15 protein-coding genes and 1 pseudogene are annotated in these 18,111 nt (G+C 60.2%); 8 read left to right on the top strand and 8 right to left on the bottom strand.

Annotation, left to right across the window (positions count from 1 at the left end; translation table 11 throughout):
• Positions 1-86: 86 nt before the first annotated feature.
• From F3H41_RS17000 to F3H41_RS16980, 4 genes and pseudogenes are all read right to left on the bottom strand, one after another.
• Positions 87-302: pseudogene (locus F3H41_RS17000) on the bottom strand (helix-turn-helix domain-containing protein); the annotation flags it as partial.
• A 317-nt stretch (positions 303-619) separates the two neighbouring features.
• Complete coding sequence (locus tag F3H41_RS16990) at positions 620-3,271, bottom strand: hypothetical protein (RefSeq protein ID WP_149739882.1); 2,652 nt, start codon at positions 3,269-3,271, stop codon at positions 620-622.
• Position 3,272: 1 nt separating this feature from the next.
• Positions 3,273-4,460: an SIR2 family protein gene (locus F3H41_RS16985; RefSeq protein ID WP_149739881.1), complete on the bottom strand. Its 1,188-nt coding sequence runs from the start codon at positions 4,458-4,460 to the stop codon at positions 3,273-3,275.
• 220 nt (positions 4,461-4,680) lie between these two features.
• The gene (locus tag F3H41_RS16980) at positions 4,681-5,814 is read right to left on the bottom strand and encodes an RHE_PE00001 family protein (protein WP_149739880.1); all 1,134 of its coding nucleotides are present in this window, start codon (positions 5,812-5,814) and stop codon (positions 4,681-4,683) included.
• Positions 5,815-6,005: 191 nt separating this feature from the next.
• Between F3H41_RS16980 and F3H41_RS16975 the strand changes: the two genes are divergently transcribed.
• The 3 genes from F3H41_RS16975 to F3H41_RS16965 are packed head-to-tail and all read left to right on the top strand — an operon-like array spanning position 6,006 to position 7,806.
• Positions 6,006-6,263: a type II toxin-antitoxin system VapB family antitoxin gene (locus F3H41_RS16975; protein WP_149739879.1), complete on the top strand. Its 258-nt coding sequence runs from the start codon at positions 6,006-6,008 to the stop codon at positions 6,261-6,263.
• A complete protein-coding gene (locus F3H41_RS16970) occupies positions 6,260-6,664 on the top strand; it encodes a type II toxin-antitoxin system VapC family toxin (RefSeq protein WP_149739878.1) in 405 nt (134 codons plus the stop codon). The genes F3H41_RS16975 and F3H41_RS16970 overlap by 4 nt, the downstream gene beginning before the upstream one ends.
• Positions 6,661-7,806: a tyrosine-type recombinase/integrase gene (locus F3H41_RS16965; protein ID WP_149739877.1), complete on the top strand. Its 1,146-nt coding sequence runs from the start codon at positions 6,661-6,663 to the stop codon at positions 7,804-7,806. The genes F3H41_RS16970 and F3H41_RS16965 overlap by 4 nt, the downstream gene beginning before the upstream one ends.
• Positions 7,807-7,832: 26 nt before the next feature.
• On the opposite strand, the gene repC is transcribed toward F3H41_RS16965, so the two are convergent.
• From repC to F3H41_RS16945, 4 genes are all read right to left on the bottom strand, one after another.
• Positions 7,833-9,071 (bottom strand): plasmid replication protein RepC, encoded by a 1,239-nt coding sequence (repC, locus tag F3H41_RS16960; protein WP_149739876.1) that lies wholly within the window; start codon positions 9,069-9,071, stop codon positions 7,833-7,835.
• A gap of 153 nt (positions 9,072-9,224) precedes the next feature.
• A complete protein-coding gene (gene repB / locus F3H41_RS16955; RefSeq protein ID WP_149739875.1) occupies positions 9,225-10,214 on the bottom strand; it encodes a plasmid partitioning protein RepB in 990 nt (329 codons plus the stop codon).
• 70 nt (positions 10,215-10,284) lie between these two features.
• Positions 10,285-11,490, bottom strand: coding sequence for a plasmid partitioning protein RepA (repA, locus tag F3H41_RS16950; protein WP_149739874.1), 1,206 nt, complete (start codon positions 11,488-11,490; stop codon positions 10,285-10,287).
• Between the two features lie 374 nt (positions 11,491-11,864).
• Positions 11,865-12,938, bottom strand: a complete 1,074-nt coding sequence (locus tag F3H41_RS16945; protein WP_149739873.1) for a hypothetical protein — start codon at positions 12,936-12,938, stop codon at positions 11,865-11,867.
• A 303-nt stretch (positions 12,939-13,241) separates the two neighbouring features.
• Here F3H41_RS16945 and F3H41_RS16940 point away from each other — a divergent pair, with 303 nt between their 5' ends.
• The 5 genes from F3H41_RS16940 (at position 13,242) to F3H41_RS16920 (ending at position 17,993) form a co-directional block, all read left to right on the top strand.
• On the top strand, positions 13,242-13,637 hold the full coding sequence (locus tag F3H41_RS16940) for a hypothetical protein (RefSeq protein ID WP_149739872.1): 396 nt from the start codon (positions 13,242-13,244) through the stop codon (positions 13,635-13,637).
• An 88-nt stretch (positions 13,638-13,725) separates the two neighbouring features.
• On the top strand, positions 13,726-14,316 hold the full coding sequence (locus tag F3H41_RS16935; RefSeq protein ID WP_149739871.1) for a hypothetical protein: 591 nt from the start codon (positions 13,726-13,728) through the stop codon (positions 14,314-14,316).
• Between the two features lie 147 nt (positions 14,317-14,463).
• A complete protein-coding gene (locus F3H41_RS16930; protein ID WP_149739870.1) occupies positions 14,464-15,558 on the top strand; it encodes a hypothetical protein in 1,095 nt (364 codons plus the stop codon).
• A gap of 336 nt (positions 15,559-15,894) precedes the next feature.
• Positions 15,895-16,233 carry a hypothetical protein gene (locus F3H41_RS16925; protein WP_149739869.1) on the top strand — a complete coding sequence of 113 codons (339 nt, stop codon included), beginning with the start codon at positions 15,895-15,897 and terminating at the stop codon, positions 16,231-16,233.
• 452 nt (positions 16,234-16,685) lie between these two features.
• The gene (locus F3H41_RS16920) at positions 16,686-17,993 is read left to right on the top strand and encodes a hypothetical protein (protein WP_149739868.1); all 1,308 of its coding nucleotides are present in this window, start codon (positions 16,686-16,688) and stop codon (positions 17,991-17,993) included.
• Positions 17,994-18,111: the final 118 nt, after the last annotated feature.

Raw genomic sequence — 18,111 nt, 5'->3', positions numbered from 1 at the left:
GGGAATCGATTCGACTGCCTGGATAGCTTACAGAATAACCTGACGTTGCAATATCCGGCAATGCAGTGCAACCGGGCAGAATCGCATCAATATACGCCCCACGCCCTAACCTCCCCCTGCCCGTCATCTCGCGCAGATCAAGCTCCAAAACGATCCGCCGCGGTGCGTGCGACGCAACGTCGAGCGTCTTTGCCACCATCCCCGCCAACACCAGCGGCAGTCGCTAAGACGAGCTCCACCAGCTCCGGCAATTTTAAAGAGGCCCGCCGTCCGTCCAGTTTCCGTTCAAACAAGGTGCGCGCCGGTGGTGGTGCCGGCTTCACGCAGGATCGAGGCGCCAAACAACCGGCACGAGCCAGGGCGTGCTGTCGAGGGCGATGATCGTCGTCCTGGTGCATGCCGCCGGGGATCGCTTAAATGACTTGGCGTCTTTCCGCACCCCAGAGGGTCCGGCTAGGCGCTCAGATAAATTCTCCCGAACCGGCGGCTTCTTGCGTTGCGGTGGATAGCGATCGGCACCGATACCAAACCAGACGACAATGATCCTCGGATTTCAGAAATTTCGCGGTACAATGGGCGCTGAGCGTCGATGTCGGGGGAGTACGGAAGGCGCGAAATCCTAGCGGCGGCTCAGAGTCAATAGCCTCTGAAACCGAACATCCTTCTCGAGCCTCGGAGCAAGCTTGGCGATGTGAAGGAGAGCGCCTTCTAGCCCATTTGGAACAATCGCGTCCTCCTCGCTGCCGATCGTCTTGTCCAAGATTGCGAGGAAAGCTGCGGCTTTCGTTCGATCGTTGATCACAGCGTATCTGTCGTCGATCGAATTGCTGTCCAAAACGCCGTAGTCGAACATTGACCAGCAGTCGAAGGGCGTCAAATATGGAAGCACGAGTTCGGCTGCTTCGGCATAATATGGTCCGGCTGCTGCAGGCAACTCTGCCAATCCTTCCGAAACCTGGCGAGAGCTGAGCGTGAGTTCCTTCGGCCAGACGTCACGGAAAACCGATGCCACCAAATCGAAGCGCCTGGCAATCTCCGCGTCGTCACCGTGTTCAAGAAATTCATGCATTGCCCTGACTGCTTCGCGACGAACCGTGTCGCCACCCATCCTGAGCACCTGCTGAGCAAGATTGATAGAGATGGGAGGCGGTTGATGATCTCGGGCACTGAAGAGAACGGAAAGGATGACCCGTTGGGCGAGTTCCGCCCTCACCTGGGCCGGCAGGTCACTGGAGATTGCGGCGGCGACAAGCGGCTCGGCAAGTTCAATGAGGACCTCGGGTCCTGGCAGAGGTCCTGATCCGAACGCGCCCCACAATTCCAATGCCCCCTCGCCACCGGGCTCGGCCGTCTTCAAGGGCTCTATGAGGTTTGCCGTGGTCCAGACTGGATCAGCGATATAGAAGTATCCGATGTCGCGGGTCAGAAAATATTGGGCGTCGAGGCGAGCTTCGCCAGTCGCTTCGGCGATCGCAGACAGGATCTTCGGCCAAGGGCCGGCGGCCAGGGCTTGATCGCCCGCACGCACGGTAGGCCAACCGCTCAGTGCGAACAAGAGTTGGCCAACCGGGGATGAATAGGCCCGTTCGGCGAGGGGTTGGCTGGCGTCCGCATTCTCGTTGGTCGCGGTCACGGCGATCGGCCAGAGCGTCAGCCACGCGGCGATGAATTCGCCCCGGTCCTGAAGCAGTTTATCCCAACCGTTCGCGAAGGATGCGAGCCCGTCTATTGCTCTCTTAAGCACGACAGGTCCCAAATTGGCGATAGCTTGGCAGGCTCGAACGGCAATCGGAATTCTTGCTTGGTCTTCCGGGGTGGCAGTGTCTGGGCCTGTATTGAGATCGGAGGGTCTGAAGCCGTAGCCAAAGGCCTGCCAGACCTTAGCCGAAACGACGGAGTCTGGTGCTTTTTCGAGCAAGGTGAGAATGTCGCTTGGATGTTGCGCGATATAGTCTGATGCTTGCTGGGTTCGGTCGTCCCAGCCGCCGTCCCCGATCATGCCGGCAAGCTCGTCAAGCAACTTCGGGCTTGGGATGCCGTCAAAGGACGGTTGAGTGCTGCGTTCGCCGCGCAACATGCGCACGCCTTCGCTGAATCCGAAAGTGAGGTTGACTTCCGGCCCCTCTCCCTGCTGTTGAACTGTCTTGGTCAGCCAGCCGCTCGCCTTTTTCGACAGCTGTCCTCCAGCCGCTTGAATGCGTTGCAGCTCAATGCGAATACGGTGCTGTCGAAAGCCTGCTCTGTCAGTTTTGTCGACGGACTTCGGAACGAGCTTTAGCGGTTCCCCCTTCAACAGACGTTGCTCCAAGCGCGCTACACTCGCCGCAGAAAAATCGCCCCAGCGCACGGCGCGAACCTCTGCGATTTCGGGAAACGTCCCCGGTCGCCAAAATTCCACGTCTTCGACCGTCTCAAGGAACGTGGATACGTCGTCGGCTGGAACGAGGTCCGGATTGCGCGCAGCCGCTGCCCACAGGCGCCTGTAGAGCTTCCATTCGCTGGTATCCCAGGAGGAAACGACGCGCCGTGCGGCTGACGCATCGATGGACGCAAGCTTTTCAGTGACTGCGAACATCAGCTTCGTCACCGGCGCAAAACCGTCGCGGTGCCTGTCGGGCTCGCCGCCACCGGCAACAAACTGGACGGCCGGCACGTAATAGACGCGTTGCACCTGCCAGTTCGTAATATCCATGGCTTCCGAAATGGAGCCAATCATGCGCGCGAGATTAAGCCCCGAAAGCAGGGCAGCGTTGAGCGCCACGGCCAGCTCGAAGAGAAAGTTGCGATCAGAGATCTGCTCGAGACCGATATCGTTCGGCGTTAGGCGATCACCGCTGGAGATCGATGCCCAAATGAGGTGCCTGAGAAGCGTCGGCTTTTCGGGCGGTTTCTCGCCAGAGAGGGCTTGGTATCGCTTTGATGTCTCGATTTTGAGCGATGGTCTGATGGCCTCGACGATGAGCTGGATGATCTCTCGCTGCGTGCCGCCCTGCTTGAGCTCGCGCTTGATCAGATATTTCTCGTGATTGTCGTCAGCGTCAGGCCTCTGCCAGTATTCGAACACGCAACGCCATGCCAAAGCATAGGGTTCGGCAATGCCTTTCACTCGGTGATCGAAGAGATCACGCAGCGAACTGCGTTCCGCCTCGTGGTCCGTCGATAAGCTGGCCGCCCACTCTATAACGGCTAGATCTTCCAGGCGGCCATCCGCGAAGGCCCATGTGGATTGACGGACACGATTTCCAGTGTCGGATATCCTTGGTCTGCGCATATCAGCGTGCCTTCCCAGTTTCCCGGATCGTCTCGTTTAACAATGAAAGCCACCTCGGCGAGCAGCCGTTCTGAGAAAGGAGCTTTGCCAAATCGGTTTGTTCACTCGGCGTTGAGCGCCGCACGTAATATTTCAGGAATGATTGCCCGGCGGTCCCGTCTGGCGACTCGGGATCGAGCAGGGAGAGTTCCTTTAGATAGGCATTTACCGATGCCCGACTGCGCTTTCCCGGCACGATGTCGGCCCATCGCACGAGCAGATCCCCGAGCGCTTTATGGCCGTTGGCGCGATCATAAGGGATCGGCGTTATCCCGCGCGCGCGCCATTCCGTCGGTGTTCGCGCGTCTGCGGGTTCACATCCGACAAAGGCATAGCGAGGCTTTAGGTCATTGAAGTGCCGTTCGTCGCCGGCGATGGCGTTGAGGAGATATCGGACCGGCGAGTCATTCGCGCTGTAACCGACCAAAACCAGATGAAAGATTCGTGCCGCGTCATAGAGGAAGGACGTAATCTGGTGCCGCCGCAGGTAGAAATCCCCGAAGTCCTGATCAGTCAGTATGAGTGCTGACCCTTTCTCGCTCTTCCATCGAAGTTTTCCATGGATATGCAGGATGCCGCCGAAGTCCGTCCTCCGGCTTGGATTGGGAATTTCGCCGAGCGCGAATGACGTGGCGGTCACCCGCTCGCTTTTGGCAGCCTCCGACAAGAGGCGATCGAAGTTAGTCGTCGCGAGGAGTGTCTGACCGAACCGTTGCCCCAGGTGAACGAGTGCGTTGTGGATCGGGTTGGGTGCGGTCGTACGCGCCAGCACCTCGCGCGCAGCTCGTCGCATCGTGCTTTCCTCGCTCGGATCGCCGTCCAGACGCCGCTCCAGCATTCCCAGAACAACGTCGTATTCGCGTTGGCAAAAGAACTTCAGTTCGGTGCGTTGTGCGTCTGAAAGAATACCGGGAACGTTTTCCCAAGTCGTGTCCTTTACGGTCGATACAATCTCGATGGCCGCTGCAACTGTCGGATCGACCTTCCGATAGATGTCAGCAACGAGACCTCCGAAATCAGGCAGGGAGGATGGGGCGGGATAGGACGCACCGGCTCCGACGATGAACAGGACGTCTCCGCGGTCTCGTGCCAGAAGCAGATCTTCCGGCAAGCCTGGAAGACCGTTGCCAAGGTACACTTCTCCCGACATGTTTTCCCCAATCCGCCCGACCTTCGAACGCCTCTAATACATCGAGGAACATGCGGCAACTACTGGGAACTGCGATATTCTTGAAGGCAGCAAATCGAGGCGGCCCAAGACAGATTGCCATTTCACACGCCGCGGCTGAGCTGCGGCTAATCCGACCGACATGGCGGGGAGACGACGGTGGGGCCTGCCGCGGTTCTGCCATGCTGCCGCCTCCAAGCCTTCACAAGATGCCCCACGCTCGAAACCTCCCCCTCCCCGTCATCTCACGCAGTCCAAGCTCCTCGACGATCCTGAGCGCCGCCCGCGGCGTCACCTTAAGCGTCTCGGCGACCATGCCAGCCGAGACCAGCGGCCGCGAGATGACGAGCTCGATCAGCCCGGGAAGATTTGAGGACGCGCGGCGGCCGACCAAGCGCCGTTCCATCATCTGTTTTGCGAGCGTCAGCCGGTCGTGCTCCTTGAGGCCCAGCTCGGCGGCCGCGATGATGCCATGGACGATCGCCAGCAGGCGGGTGTCGCGAGCGCGATGCCGGCGGCGCTCGACGGGGATCGATTTGAGACCAGCATTGACCGTGGCCAGGTGGGCCGCTGCCGTGAGACCCGCGTGCCGTAGCGTTTCGGCGGCGAGCAGCCGGCCCAGCCAGGGCGCGTGCTGCAGGACCTGCAGATCGTTCCAGGCGTCGAGGGCGATAATCGCCTGCAATACCGATGGCAGACCATCGGTCTCCCTGAGGACGGCGCGCCACTCCTCGAGGCGTTCATCCTCGTCCCAATCGAGATCGTAGACCAGCGATTCCTTCTCCCTCGCCGCACCCCGTCTCGGCGTCTTCGCCTCGGCAATCGCGGCGTCGGAACGAGCCAGCACGGCGTCGATCGACGCCAGTTCCGCGGCCAACGGATCCGACGTGTCCGGCTCCACCCCCTCCCCTCTCCGGATCGGGTCTGCAGCGATTTCGGCCGGCTGGTCAAATTCCGGCGTGGCCGCCTCACCGGTTTCGTCGCCGAGGCTCCCCTCGCCGCGCAGTCGGCGCAGGCCGTCAGGGCTGAGCGCCCACCCCGAGGGCTGGGCTGCAATCCGCCGGCGGCTGCGTAGCACGTCGCGGGCGACGGTCAACTCATGGGTCGGCGCGCGGATGTCGGCGCCGGCGTCGTGCAGCACCAGGTCTTCGAGGTGGACGAGCTCGCCATCGATCCACAGCGAGGCACAGGCATCAGTGAAGTGCATGCGTTCGATCCAGCCCACGCCGACAGGCGAGCGGGCGATCCGCTCGTCGAGGCGCGACAGAACGGATGCGGTGTCCGAAATCGGTCGCAGCAGGCTTGTGATGGGCAAATTCGACAAATCGTAACGCATTGAATTTATGGTAAATGATTTGCTAAACGGACGCTATCTCATAGTTAGCGTCCGTCATTGGGCGCTATCGTCGAGACGACGTCTCACTTCCGATAAGTAATCCTTATCGGAGATGAGATGTCTCAGCCAGATACGTTGCCATCTCCGTTCAGAAGGCCTATGTTTGGCACATCAAAAAGGTGAGAAAAGCGATGTCCGAACCCCAGCTATCCATCCGCAGCAGCAAGGCGCGTGACCTGGCACATGCGCTTGCACGCCGCACCGGCCAGCCGATCAATAGGCTCGTGGAGCTGGCGCTTGAGCGCTACGATGTAGAATTGAGGCAGCAGGATAAAAAGCATCCACTCGATGCTGTCTGGGAACTTGCAGCGGAGGGCCGCCGCGATGTTCCGGCTGGCACCACGTCTGCGCATGATGATCTTTATGATGAAAATGGCCTTCCAATATGATTGCGATCGATACCTCGGTTCTTGTCGCGATCGTCTTGGAAGAGCCGGAAGCCGAAACCTTCAAGTCGGTCCTACGGCAAGAAGAAATTGTTATCGGTTGGCCCACTCTGTTTGAAACAAGAACGGTTCTGACAGCCAAGGGTTTTTCCAATCCCGCAGACATCGTCTCCCGGTTCGTTGACGCACCGAACATCGTGCCGGTCGCCTTCAATGAGAAGCACTATCGTGCGGCTGAAGCAGCGCTAGACCGATATGGCAAAGGACGCCACCCGGCCAGCCTGAATATGGGTGATTGTTTTTCCTACGCTGTAGCAGCAGTTGCCAAGGCGCCCCTGTTGTTCAAGGGCCATGATTTTGGGCAGACGGACCTTAAACTGCACCCAGCATCGTCAATGGCATGACTCGTGGCAGCCGAACCAGCGTTGATCGCAGAGCTGGAGAACTTGACACCATCGCCTCCGTCCTGCCTATGGACCGGCGCGACGCGCTGGCCGCGCTGCTCACCGACCAGGACATCGAAACGCTGCGCCATCTCGTCAACGAGGGCATGGGCGAGAACACACTGCGCGCGCTGACCTCTGATCTCGCCTATCTGGAGGCCTGGTCGCTTGCCGCGACCGGTGACGCCCTCGCCTGGCCGGCGCCCGAAGCCCTGCTTTTGAAATTCGTCGCCCATCATCTGTGGCAGCCGGACCAGCGCGAGATCGATCCGGACCATGGCATGCCGGCCGATGTCGAGCAGAGCCTGCGGATGCAGGGCTGCCTTCGGTCGCCAGGTCCCCATGCGCCGGACACCGTGAGACGGCGGCTTGCCACTTGGTCGACGCTCACCAAATGGCGCGGGCTTCAGGGTGTCTTTGCCTCCCCTGCCCTCAAATCCGCCCTTCGTCTGGCGGTCCGCGCGACGCCGAGGCCGCGAAAGCGCAAGAGCGCCAAGGCCGTGACCGGGGACATCCTGTCGAAGCTTCTCGCCACCTGCCGCTCCGACAGCCTGCGCGACAGGAGAGACCGGGCGATCCTCATGGTGGCCTTTGCCTCCGGCGGTCGACGCCGCAGCGAAATCGCCGGGCTCAGGATGGAGCAGTTGCAGGCCGAGGAGCCGATCCCGATCGATGGCGCCCTTCCCCTGCCCTCGCTCTCCATCCATCTCGGTCGCACCAAGACCAGTCGGGCCGACAAGGACGAGGTCGTCTATCTCAGCGGCCGTCCCGTCGATGCACTGAATAGCTGGCTCATGGCTGCGAAGATCGAGAAAGGCAGCGTCTTCCGGGCCATCGATCGCTGGGGCAATCTCTCCCGGCACCCGCTCGATCCGAAAGCCGTTACCGACATCATCAAGCAGCGCGCCGCCATGGCCGGTCTCGATCCACGGGAGTTTTCCGCCCATGGCCTTCGCTCCGGCTATCTCACCGAAGCCGCCAATCGCGGCATTCCCCTGCCGGAAGCGATGGAGCAGTCGCGGCATCGCTCCGTCCAGCAGGCAAGCGAGTACTATAACAGCGCCACAAGGCGCAGCGGCAGGGCCGCTCGGCTCATGGAGTGATGCCTGAGAGCCATACGCTCCGGCGCTCATGCCGTCCGCCGATCACGGCTCGCATTGGCACGCATCAGTGACATCAGCATTGGCCCCATCCCGAACTCCCCTGCCCTCGCCCGGCGCGTCAGATCGCGAAGATAGCCGCCAGCCGAATTGATATGCCCTGCCCTCTCAAGGATTGCAGCCATCGCGGTCGCGGCATTTTCCGGCCCCATCACCTCGCACGCCTCCTGATAGGCCGAGGGGCTGACGCCCAGCATCGAACGGACCACGACAGCCGCGCCCATCAGCTCGCGCCAACCGGTAATCGCGCCGCCCGGACCGTAATCGGCAATCTGCGGGCAGGCTTTCAGCACCATGGCCAGCGGGAACACCGTCATCTGTTCAGGTTTGACGACCGGTGTTGCAACCACCGGCGTTGGCAGATCTGGCTCGGCGTTTCCGCCCTGCTCTTTTTCGGAGCATGGTTCAAGTTCATTGATGGAATCGGGTTTTGAATTCTGTATGTGGCAGCCATTTTGATCAGCATTGCCATCCGTATTTGACGAATTAAGGAGACCTTCCAATAGGTTGAGGATTTCGGAACGCAAAAGCTGCATGTCATCGAGCACGGACTCCACCAGGAGACGGTCAGGATTGCGTGAAAGACGGCTGATGAGGCCCACATACATGTTTTCGATGGCCTGCCAATCGCCGTCGGCCCCCTCCTCCGTGGCCGCGGAGATCAGTTTGCGGACGTCACGGCGGCAGATGGTCAGCGCCTCCTTCGACCGCTTCAACCGAAGGCGCTCCGCCGCAATGGCCTGGGCGAGCGCTGCAAGCTCCGCGGCTCTCGCCACGAGAGGAGAAAGATCGAAACCAAACGCTTCCTCGATCTCGCCACCGCTGTCGCGATGGGCGTAGCGCTTGCCGTTCGGACTGTCGCGACGGTGGATGAGCCCGGCGTCGACCAGCGCGGCAAGATGCCGACGCAGCGTCGTTCCCGTGATCCCGTGCGCCCTGACAGACAGTTGCGCATTCGACGGGAAAACCACCAGTCCCTGATCCGGCTTGAGTTCAGCATCCGGATAGAACGTCAGCAGCGCATCAAGCACCGTCAGCGCCCTGTCCTGCAGACCAAGGCGTTCCCTCGCTTCGCAGGCATCGCGAAACACCTTCCACTTATCAACCGGGCGACCGGTGTTCGTATCCGGCGTTTCCATCTGCCGTTTCACCAGCGAAAGCTTCGCCGGCCGCCGCCCGAAGGGCGTCGTCACATTTCCTGTTTGCATCTCTAAAGCCTTAAATAAGGCAAAAGAAATCGCTCACCAAAACGGTGCCAAAGACTCTTGACTGCGATTCCGGGAAATGCGATTCTCTAGTTGCTACACATCGAGAAGGGCTTCCACGGCGGCGACGTTTTGGGGGCCTTTTTCTTTTGCGGTCTAGTCTCCTGTATCTGATTGCTTGGCCTGGAACGCTTTGTAGAGCGCTTCAAGCTGTTCGGAGACAAACGCTCCGAAATGTCTGGCATCCTTCGAGGTAAGCTCGATGGTGAACGTTTTGCTCGAACTGCGGGTGGAAACGGCAACCGCCTTTTCAGCAACCTCGAACCGGCGTACAGAGGGCGTTCCCTCTTTCCGTTTCGGACGCCGGGCAGTCTTCAATTCGGCAAGCAGATGATTGAAGCGATCCTCAACCGCGGCTTCCTTGAATTCATCCGACGTCAGGACTGCCTGTGCGCGCGCTGCCTGCGCAGGCGTCTGAATCAGCTTTTTCAGCTCTTCCCAACGATCTCGGCCGACTCCCTTTGCCGCGCCGACGGCTTCAATCACCGAGGCTGGTACGGTTTCAGCAACCGACAGCATGCGCGACAGCAACGTGTCATCAATCGACAGCGCCGCTTTGGCGACATCTTTACTCATCCCGCTGCTGAGGAGCTTGGCGGCGAACAGCGCCTTCTCGATAAAGGTCAGGTCCGAGCGAGCCGTGTTCTCCTGTCCCTGCGTGACGACGTGAGCGATATCTTCAAGGGGCTTGACCACTGCCCTGACCGGCATACCGAGATCACGGGCAGCCCGTGCACGCCGATGACCGAAAACGATCATATAACGCCCGGGCGTCTCCGGGTGCGGGCGAACGAGGATGGGCGTGGACTGGCCGGATTGACGAATTGCCTCTCGCAAGATCGCATAATCTGCCTCGTCATCGCCGATCCGGTCCGCAACGAATGAACCCTCCAGCAGCTCAGGATCCAGAGAGACCACCGTCTCACCTTCCAGCATGCGCATTGAATTCTCGGCGAGTTCATCAAGGGACTGGAGCATGGAACGCGATGCACCGCGCCTTGTATATTCCGAGCGTGCGCCCGCCTCGGCAGTCAGCAGTTCCGCGTCCCCGGGTCCCCGAACCAGAAGGGAATGTTTTCTCGCCATTGGCCCTACCCTTCCCCTAACACATCGAAGGAATTCAGCTTTTTACCATTCTGCACGGCTGTCAAAAAATTCATGCGCGCCGCCCCCACGCCTTGTGGACGAGCGCAGTGATTTCGCCGTTTACGGCATTGAGGCACTCCAGAGCACGGTCGTACGTCGTGCGCGTAAACTGGCTTTTCTCAACTTCATAAAGCGTTTGCTTGGTGATGCCTGCATCACTGATTGCCGTGGATTTCAGCATGTGGTTCTGGAGCATGCGAGTTGAGAACATCGCCTGCATGAAACCGACCATCTGGGCCTGTGGCCCGTCGGTAGGCTCGTAACGGGTGACGAGGTATCGAAACCAGTTGAGTTTCACTTTCGCTCCCGCCCCGCGGATTGAATCCAGAATGCCGCCGAGCATCAGCAGGAACTGGCTCATCGACATGATGTCCAGCATCTGCGGATGCACGGTGATCAGCACGGAGGTCGATGCCGTGAGGGCAGTCAGGGTCAGGTAACCAAGCTGGGGAGGGCAATCGATTACGACGACGTCGTAGCGGTCCTCAACCTCCTTCAGCGCACTTGAGATGCGCGTGAAGAAAAGTTTCCCCTCTGGGGAGCTCTTGTTCGTCGCAGCCAGTGGAGTCTGGTACTCATATTCCTGCAGTTCCAGATTTGCAGGGATGATGTCGAGGCCCGGAAAATTCGTGCTTTGAATGATGTCGCTGATCGGCCTTCGCCCTTCGTCATAGCGAAGGGTCTCGAACAGCGATGGATTCTTGTCCAGTTCGGGCTGGATGCCATGCAGCGCCGTCAGAGAGGCCTGCGGGTCAAGATCGATCGCGAGAACGCGGTGGCCGGTCAGCGCGAGATACTGGGCGAGGTGAGCAGTCGTGGTCGTCTTGCCGGAGCCGCCCTTGAAGTTGACTACGGAAATGACCTGAAGGCTCTCTCCTGCCCGCCGGTGTGGAACGTACTTCTTGAAATCACTGCGACCATTCTTGTCCAGGAAATGCCGAAGTTCCAGCATCTGCGTGGCGGTGTAGGTGCGACGACCCGTTGCCGTCGTCGCTGGCACGGGACCCTTGCCCTCCAGATGGAGCTTCTTAATATGGTTCTGTGTGACGCCGAGGTAATCCGCAACTTCAGCTAGCGAAAAGGATCGCAACCCCTTCTGGGCATCCGGAGGATACTGCTCAAGCCGGAGCATGTTGAGGTTGTCGGAAATCAGCTCTCCTTGGCGGAGGATTTCCTGCCCGAAATCGAGGTCCTCTATGGAGGTCGTCATGTTCATGTCGCTGGATTCCGGGAATAACGCTTTTGCCGCAAACGGGTCTCTAGAAGCGTTATTAGTACTCCCGATTCTACGGGTCCGGCAAATCCTTTTTGGTTAACGAAACGTTAACGCCCATTGGCAATTGGAGAAGCCTCTCTATAAATCGCGCTAACTTACTGTACGAATTATATGAATTGGAAGTTTGCACGGCTGTCAAATGAGCCGTCATCGATGCCTATCTGGCCGAATGAAGGGGGGGGTTAGATTGCATCGAAGCAGGCGGGGTCCCAACTCCAGTGGAGACCCCTTAGTCAAACAGTCACACACCAACCATTCCCGGAAGCGACGCCACCAAGCATGTGGTGGCGTCGGGGTGCATGCGGGCGGGCGGGTCAACCGTCCTTGGCCTTAAAGCCCGTGATCACCACGACGTCTGGCCTGAGCGCCACACCCAGGATGCGATCCATGGCAATGCAGAATGCCTCGTCATTAAACGGGCGTCCCTCTGCTTCGCATCCCCATCGCCGCGTGAGGTCCGGGCCGAGCGCCCGCCGCAACTCCCGATCACGGGTCTTCTTTGGACGCCAGTCGGGGACCCCTCGCGGGAAGACCGCGCGCAACTTCTCCACGATGCTGACCTTGTAGGCTTCATTCAGAACGATCTCGTTATTCCACCGGCGGACTCGGGCCGGGCTGATGCGCATGGAGAGCGGCGGCGGGTAAAGCGAAAGAAGCTTGGCTGCGTTAAACTGAATGTCCCGGAAGATCACAGTGCCTTGCAAGCGCAGGCATGCACCGTGTTCGTCTGTCACATCAAAGTCGGCCGTCTGCCAGTAGCCCGCCGCAATGCGTGGACGGTCGATATCGGGTCGAAGCGGCGTGCCGATCGCGGAGATGGCGCCGGTGGCAAGTTGGCCGCGAAGCGTCGGGAAGAATTCGGAGAGGGGAGGGAGCGCTTTGTGTTTGCCATCGAAGCAATGATAGAGCCCCTCAAAGCGGGCCTTCTCAAGCGTCACCAGACGATAGCGGAGTGAGGCAGTCCTGGCGTCACGCGAGGCTTGCCGCGGCCGCTGGGCAAAGGGCGGGTACTGCGTCCATACGGTCATATCCGCATAGTAGGGTTCGTAATGCCGGTGGACCGCGACGGCGCTCTTTTCCTTGATCCAGGCCGCAGTCATTTCGACGTTCCAGAACGACAGTTCCGGGTTGAGATCCGGGCTGTGTCTGAAGCGGCTCGACAAACGGCCAAGTCGGTTCGTGACGGCTATATCGTCGGCAGTCGCAGGCATCATCAATCCCTCGGACACCTGACGGATCAGAACCTCACGTTTCTCCTGCCGATCCAGGCGTACTTCCTCCTCGCTTTGCGGGGGCGGAAGATCAAACGTGTCGTCGTCTTCCCATCTATGCGTTTCCACCCCGCGCATGGAGCTAAAATCGAATGGCGGCGTCACTTCTTCGGGCACGGAACTCTCCTTTGTTCGCTGCCTCCCCAGCTACGCGACATCGGCCTAAGAAATCCGAAACCGGAATGGCTACGGATTCCTGAATTTTCCATAAAGTTGTCTCTAATCGGAAAACGAGTGCTCGGAGCGCGAGCACTCTTCTAGATAGCACACGGTGCAGATCGAAGGAATTATCGTTTTCTTTTCAATGAAATCTGTGTGAGCGGACCGCTATCGCTCCCTCGCCGGCACGGTATCCTGAATGGGTACTCAACTGGAGCGGCAATTCAAGGTTGCCCTCCGCCGTAGCGAGAGGAAGTGCGTATGCGTACCGAGATCAACGACTGCCTGGCGGCCATCCAAGCCTTCAAGACCGGGTTCGAGCAAGGCTTCGTGCCGGCTCATCCCATGATGTCCGGCTATGGGGTAGTGGTTTTCGAGGACCGTATCAAGGCCGTACCGGTGACACAGGTGCTGCGCGGCGGGCCGAACTTCGTTCGTATCCCGATCGATCCCGACATTGAGAGCATCCGCATCTCCCAGGCGATTGCCGAAGGCGGTGACGAGCACCTTGCGATGATCATGATGACGCTGCGCCGCACGAACACGGCCCCCTGTGTGATGCCCGGCGATGTCGAGTGCATCCGCATGGCCGTGCGCAGCTTCCTCGAATGTGTCGATGCCCTGCACGCAGTGTACCGCATGCATTTCCTGATCTGACGGCGCGAACAGCATCTGTCCCATCGCGGCCGTGGCCGAAGATTTCGACCGCGGCCGCCCAGTTCTCCTTTGAAAGGACGAGGCTCCCATGCCTGCCCACGTCATCAACGAAGTGCTTCTGCACGATATCAAGCTGAGCGACTGCGCCCAGTATCTCTTCGACAAGAACGGCGCTCTGAGCTTCGAGGTGCTGGTGCCGTTGCCGATCAATCTCTGGCGAGGCGGTTGTGGCCGCCGGCTTCTGGAGGTGTTCGTCGGCAATACGCTGGATGCTGCACGTGACATGTGGGGCACCAAGTGGAATGCCTGCGGTAATCCGTTCGCCGGCGAGGTGCCCGGCGGCACGGTGCTGCGGTTCAAGACGGCCTGGAACCCGCCACGGGGCTGGATCTGTGCGTTGTTCAACACGCTCGCCTGCGACATCACCTCACACTGGCTGTGCGAGGGCGAACGGTTTGTCCACGTAGAGACCTACAAGCAGGTGGGCGCCTGGGACGAACCGACCTGGGAGGAATCCATCCTTGGCCCTGACAGCGCGGAGTATCTCAGCCTCTATGGCCTGCTGTTTAACGGACTGCCTCCTTTTTTCGATGAGGAGGACTGGGTCGAGGAAGAGAGCGTCGAGGGAGAGGGCATCGAGGATGTCGACGAGACCGCTCTCGAAGCCACCCCCTCTTAGCGTTCAGCGCCGGCGCAGATCTCGTCGCGTGACCTGATCTGCGCCTCCCACTCCATCGATGTTTCCTTGTGACGCCATCGCCGAGCGGCGGCGTGAGGAGGAACCATTGTCCCGATGTTCCTGCATCAAGCCGAGAAGGAGACCATGATGCGCACTGCCAAGACCAAGACCACCGAGACCAAGACGAAGAAGGCGCCGGGTATCGTCATCCCTGCCGAACACGCACCACTGCTGAAGGAGGTGCATGAGGCTGTCACGTCCATGGGACGCAGCACCGCCGGCCAGGCTTTCGAGCGCGGCTTCCAGTTCGCGCGTGCCAAGGCCGTGCTTCCCGAAAAGATGTTCGGGCGCTGGATGAGCACGGTGTGTGGCTATACCCCGCGCCAGGGCCGCAACTATGTGGCCATTCACGAACACCTGCAGGACTGGCGTGCGCGGCTGGAAGAGGCCGCCGTCGCTCCGACCGTGATGTTTGTACTTGCCAGCGCAACCCCTCCGAAGGTTGAGGAGGTTCTGACCGTTATCGAGGGCGGCGAGCGTCTGACCGTCGGTCAGGTGAAAGCCATGACGAAGACGGCGACGGATGCCGGGGCGCAGACGAAGGGCGCCATCGGTGGCGCGGCGGGGCTGCGTCGTGCGGCGGAAGCAAAGATGAAGGATGAAGTTGCCTTCTTCACCCAGCTTGCCAAGCGCATCCTGAAGGCTGTCGAGGAGGCCGCCGCCGTCATTGCCAGCGGCAAGAGCCTCTCGAAGAAGGCGCTTGCCGACAAGATCGAGATGGATGGCTGCAAGGCGTCTCTGCTTCTTCGCTCGGTGATCTATCCGAAGCAGGTGGATCCGGAGCAGGGAGGCACCCAAGTGGCGGAAGCAAATCTGCCTTCCGGATGGGCCTCCGTCCCGAGCCTCATCACCCGTCTCGGTGAGTCATCCCGCTGGCCCTCCAAGGAGGAGTTCCCCGCCTGGGTAACGGGCAAGGTTCTGCCGACCCTGCGCTTCGTGGTTCACGGCGATCCTCTTCCGGAGAAGGCGCAGCCTGCCAGCGCCGAAGTGGGCATCTCTGCCGGCCGCGAAGTTCTGGAGACCGTCCCGCCGCTGGATGCGGTGGAGCCGACTGGCGAGGACGACATGGAGCTGGAGGAAAATGTGCCGGATCGCGACGCGCCTGATGATCAGGGCGATGGTGAGAAGGAGGCGGTACATCCGTCCGCGGCAAGCGCAAACCTTGTCGTCACCGGCGGCTAGCGTCGGTCGGGCTTGCCGGAATGACGGCTCCGGCAAGCCCGAGGCCCCACAGCTCCTCTGCGTCTGCCTCGCGTGCCAGCGCGGCGGGGCAGGGGAGTGGCAGCGAGCTCGTGTCACGCAGGATGCGGGGCAACGCTTGGCAAGGTGCATGAAACGCGTCGCACATTGTCGGCACCTCACATCACATCAGGGCAAATCGAGCCACCTCATCTCAATTTACGCTGGCGCGATTCCGCTCGCGGAGCGGGCGATTCCTTTCCACGAAACCGCGATTCACACGCAAACACCGATTGCATTCACCCCCTTTGCCGTGCCCACCGACACCCGGAGACCACAATGACGCGCAAGTCGAAGAAAGAGCGTAATGCCGAACAAGTCATCCGCCAGAGCAAAGTGAGGGCAGGGGCGCGCGCAAAACGCCGCCCTTCGCGCGACGACATCGCCCGCATGTTCCTCTGGCAGATGATCGTCGGTGTCCAGAACAGGCGAAAGGACCCGAAGAAGGTTCTTGCCCGCGTCCGCGACGAGATCGTTGATGGGCTGGTGGTGCAAGGCTTCGATGGCGACGAGAGCATGGACGTCTTCGATGCCCTGGCTCTCAAATATGCCGATGGTCTCTATCCGTTTCGGCCAAAGCGCCACCTTGGAGATAAGGCCACGACGCGATCCGGGTGAGGGGCTGCTATACGGATGCGTTCACCGACCTCCCGGTCCTGCTGGCCTGTCCCTGATTGTGCAAACGATGACCTCATTTTTCTGTCTTCCCCCCGTTACTCCTGATAACAGCGTTTGCGCGGGAATCGGCGTTCGGGATTAGGATCTGCCCTTTGATGGCCGGCAGGATGCGGAAATGATTTCCGCATCGGCAATCGCCTCCGCGCGGGAATCGTGACTTTCTTCAGATCGGTGAAAGCTCACGCCTTAAAACGCCGAACGGAGGTGATTACACCCACGAATGGCTGAACCGCCCCGGTGGGATTTCTCTATTGTGTTTTCCGTTTCGTCTCCGGGAAGCGTCGCTCTTTGGCGTCTCTCGCGGACGGTAAACAAGCCGAGACATGGGTGTGCGCCGAGCCACTGGTGTTCCTTGGATTGGCTAAAGACGACAAGCGCTGTGGGAGGCGGGCATGCACAGCCGGAAGCTGGGGTTCGGTATGGCAATCGTGGTGACATCGATGTTCGTCCCGGAAGCTCGTGCTGATACCGGTAGTGCACTTGCGCTGATCGGCCCGGGTTCGTCGATGATGGAAGCCACACTGGCCGGAAAACTCGCCGAGGCAAGGTCAGAAAGCGGCGAGACGCCGGTGGAAGCCCCGAGCAATTCGGGTGGTGCTGTCAAGGTCGAGGACGGCGCGATCTCCATCGAGAAAGCCTATGAGGGCGATTTGCCGGGCGGCCTCAGCGGCAAGGTCGAGACCAAGATCAAATTCGACCGCTGCCCGAATTCGGATGGGCGTGTTTCGATTTCTCTCAGTTCGAGGAGCTTCGTCTCGCGAAAGGGAGGCGCCGCGAACGCGATCGTGAACGTCACGGTGGATGGCACACTCCAGTTCGACGACGAGGCACGCAATGCGGGCCTCGTTGCTGATACGAATGTGGATTACACCGCGTCCGGCAGCGAGACCGGCGGCAAGGCGAATGTCCGTTGGACGAGGGTCGGCGATACGCCGGTGCGCGACCGGATTGTGAACACACCAGGCGGTGAGGCGACGGCGGGAGCCTTCGAAATTGCGGACAGCATTCGCGCCACGGCGGAACTGGCTGCGGGTCAGATCGTGATCGGTATCGAGCGTGCCATCGAAAATGGTCACTGCGTCACGCTGTCTGTCGAGACGACGCCATCGAAGCGCAGCAAAGTCGCGCCGTCCACCGCCTTCGACGTTCTTGCCAAACCCCGTGCCAGAATGGACGGCCAGCCAACCGGTGGAACCGTGGTTGCGACCTTGCAAGGAGGAGCGACACTCAACCCCGCGAACACCAGGGTACGCGCTGATGCCCGTTTCAGCTACAGCGCGCCTGGCGCCGCCAACCAGAAGGCAAGCGTCAACCTTGTCGCGCGCTCAAAACGCGGGGTCGGCCTTGCCTCGGTGGATTTCGATACCGACACGGCAGCCTTTTTTGCATCCGGTGGCGCCGATGCCTACCATGGGGAAGGCAATATCTGCGATTTCAGCAAACCCTTCGTCATTTCTGGTAGCGGCGTGACGAACACGTTCACACCGACCGACGCAACGCATGGAACCTACGCATATGAGGGTGTGCTTGGAGGCTTTGCCGTGTGGGGGAAGGGCAGCTACGTCGTGACGCTCTCCCCGGATGGCTCTGCAGGGAAACTCGTGTCGAGCGGTGGCGGATCGGTCAAGACCCCGATGGGTGTCTTCCGCAATGAAGGCTCGGAGGTTTACGAGCTGACACCGCGAACACCGTGCAGTTGATGCCGTCGGGAATGCCAACGGCTGTCCTCCGTGACTGCGCTTGCCGAGGTGGGATTGGGTGCCGGTCTGCTTTAAGCGCTGGGGTGAGTGACACCAGATGGCGATGAAGGAGAAGCCT

Origin of the sequence: Rhizobium sp. RU20A (assembly GCF_900155885.1) — a bacterium.
Taxonomy (GTDB): domain Bacteria; phylum Pseudomonadota; class Alphaproteobacteria; order Rhizobiales; family Rhizobiaceae; genus RU20A.
The sequence above is the reverse complement of the archived record's forward strand: the minus strand, read 5'-3'. Positions and strand labels throughout refer to the sequence as shown.

Coding starts and splice junctions, on each gene's coding strand:
- F3H41_RS16990 (WP_149739882.1), bottom strand. CDS start 3,271: ATGCGCAGACCAAGGATATCCGACACTGGAAATCGTGTCCGTCAATCC.
- F3H41_RS16985 (WP_149739881.1), bottom strand. CDS start 4,460: ATGTCGGGAGAAGTGTACCTTGGCAACGGTCTTCCAGGCTTGCCGGAA.
- F3H41_RS16980 (WP_149739880.1), bottom strand. CDS start 5,814: ATGCGTTACGATTTGTCGAATTTGCCCATCACAAGCCTGCTGCGACCG.
- F3H41_RS16975 (WP_149739879.1), top strand. CDS start 6,006: ATGTCCGAACCCCAGCTATCCATCCGCAGCAGCAAGGCGCGTGACCTG.
- F3H41_RS16970 (WP_149739878.1), top strand. CDS start 6,260: ATGATTGCGATCGATACCTCGGTTCTTGTCGCGATCGTCTTGGAAGAG.
- F3H41_RS16965 (WP_149739877.1), top strand. CDS start 6,661: ATGACTCGTGGCAGCCGAACCAGCGTTGATCGCAGAGCTGGAGAACTT.
- repC (WP_149739876.1), bottom strand. CDS start 9,071: ATGCAAACAGGAAATGTGACGACGCCCTTCGGGCGGCGGCCGGCGAAG.
- repB (WP_149739875.1), bottom strand. CDS start 10,214: ATGGCGAGAAAACATTCCCTTCTGGTTCGGGGACCCGGGGACGCGGAA.
- repA (WP_149739874.1), bottom strand. CDS start 11,490: ATGAACATGACGACCTCCATAGAGGACCTCGATTTCGGGCAGGAAATC.
- F3H41_RS16940 (WP_149739872.1), top strand. CDS start 13,242: ATGCGTACCGAGATCAACGACTGCCTGGCGGCCATCCAAGCCTTCAAG.
- F3H41_RS16935 (WP_149739871.1), top strand. CDS start 13,726: ATGCCTGCCCACGTCATCAACGAAGTGCTTCTGCACGATATCAAGCTG.
- F3H41_RS16930 (WP_149739870.1), top strand. CDS start 14,464: ATGCGCACTGCCAAGACCAAGACCACCGAGACCAAGACGAAGAAGGCG.
- F3H41_RS16925 (WP_149739869.1), top strand. CDS start 15,895: ATGACGCGCAAGTCGAAGAAAGAGCGTAATGCCGAACAAGTCATCCGC.
- F3H41_RS16920 (WP_149739868.1), top strand. CDS start 16,686: ATGCACAGCCGGAAGCTGGGGTTCGGTATGGCAATCGTGGTGACATCG.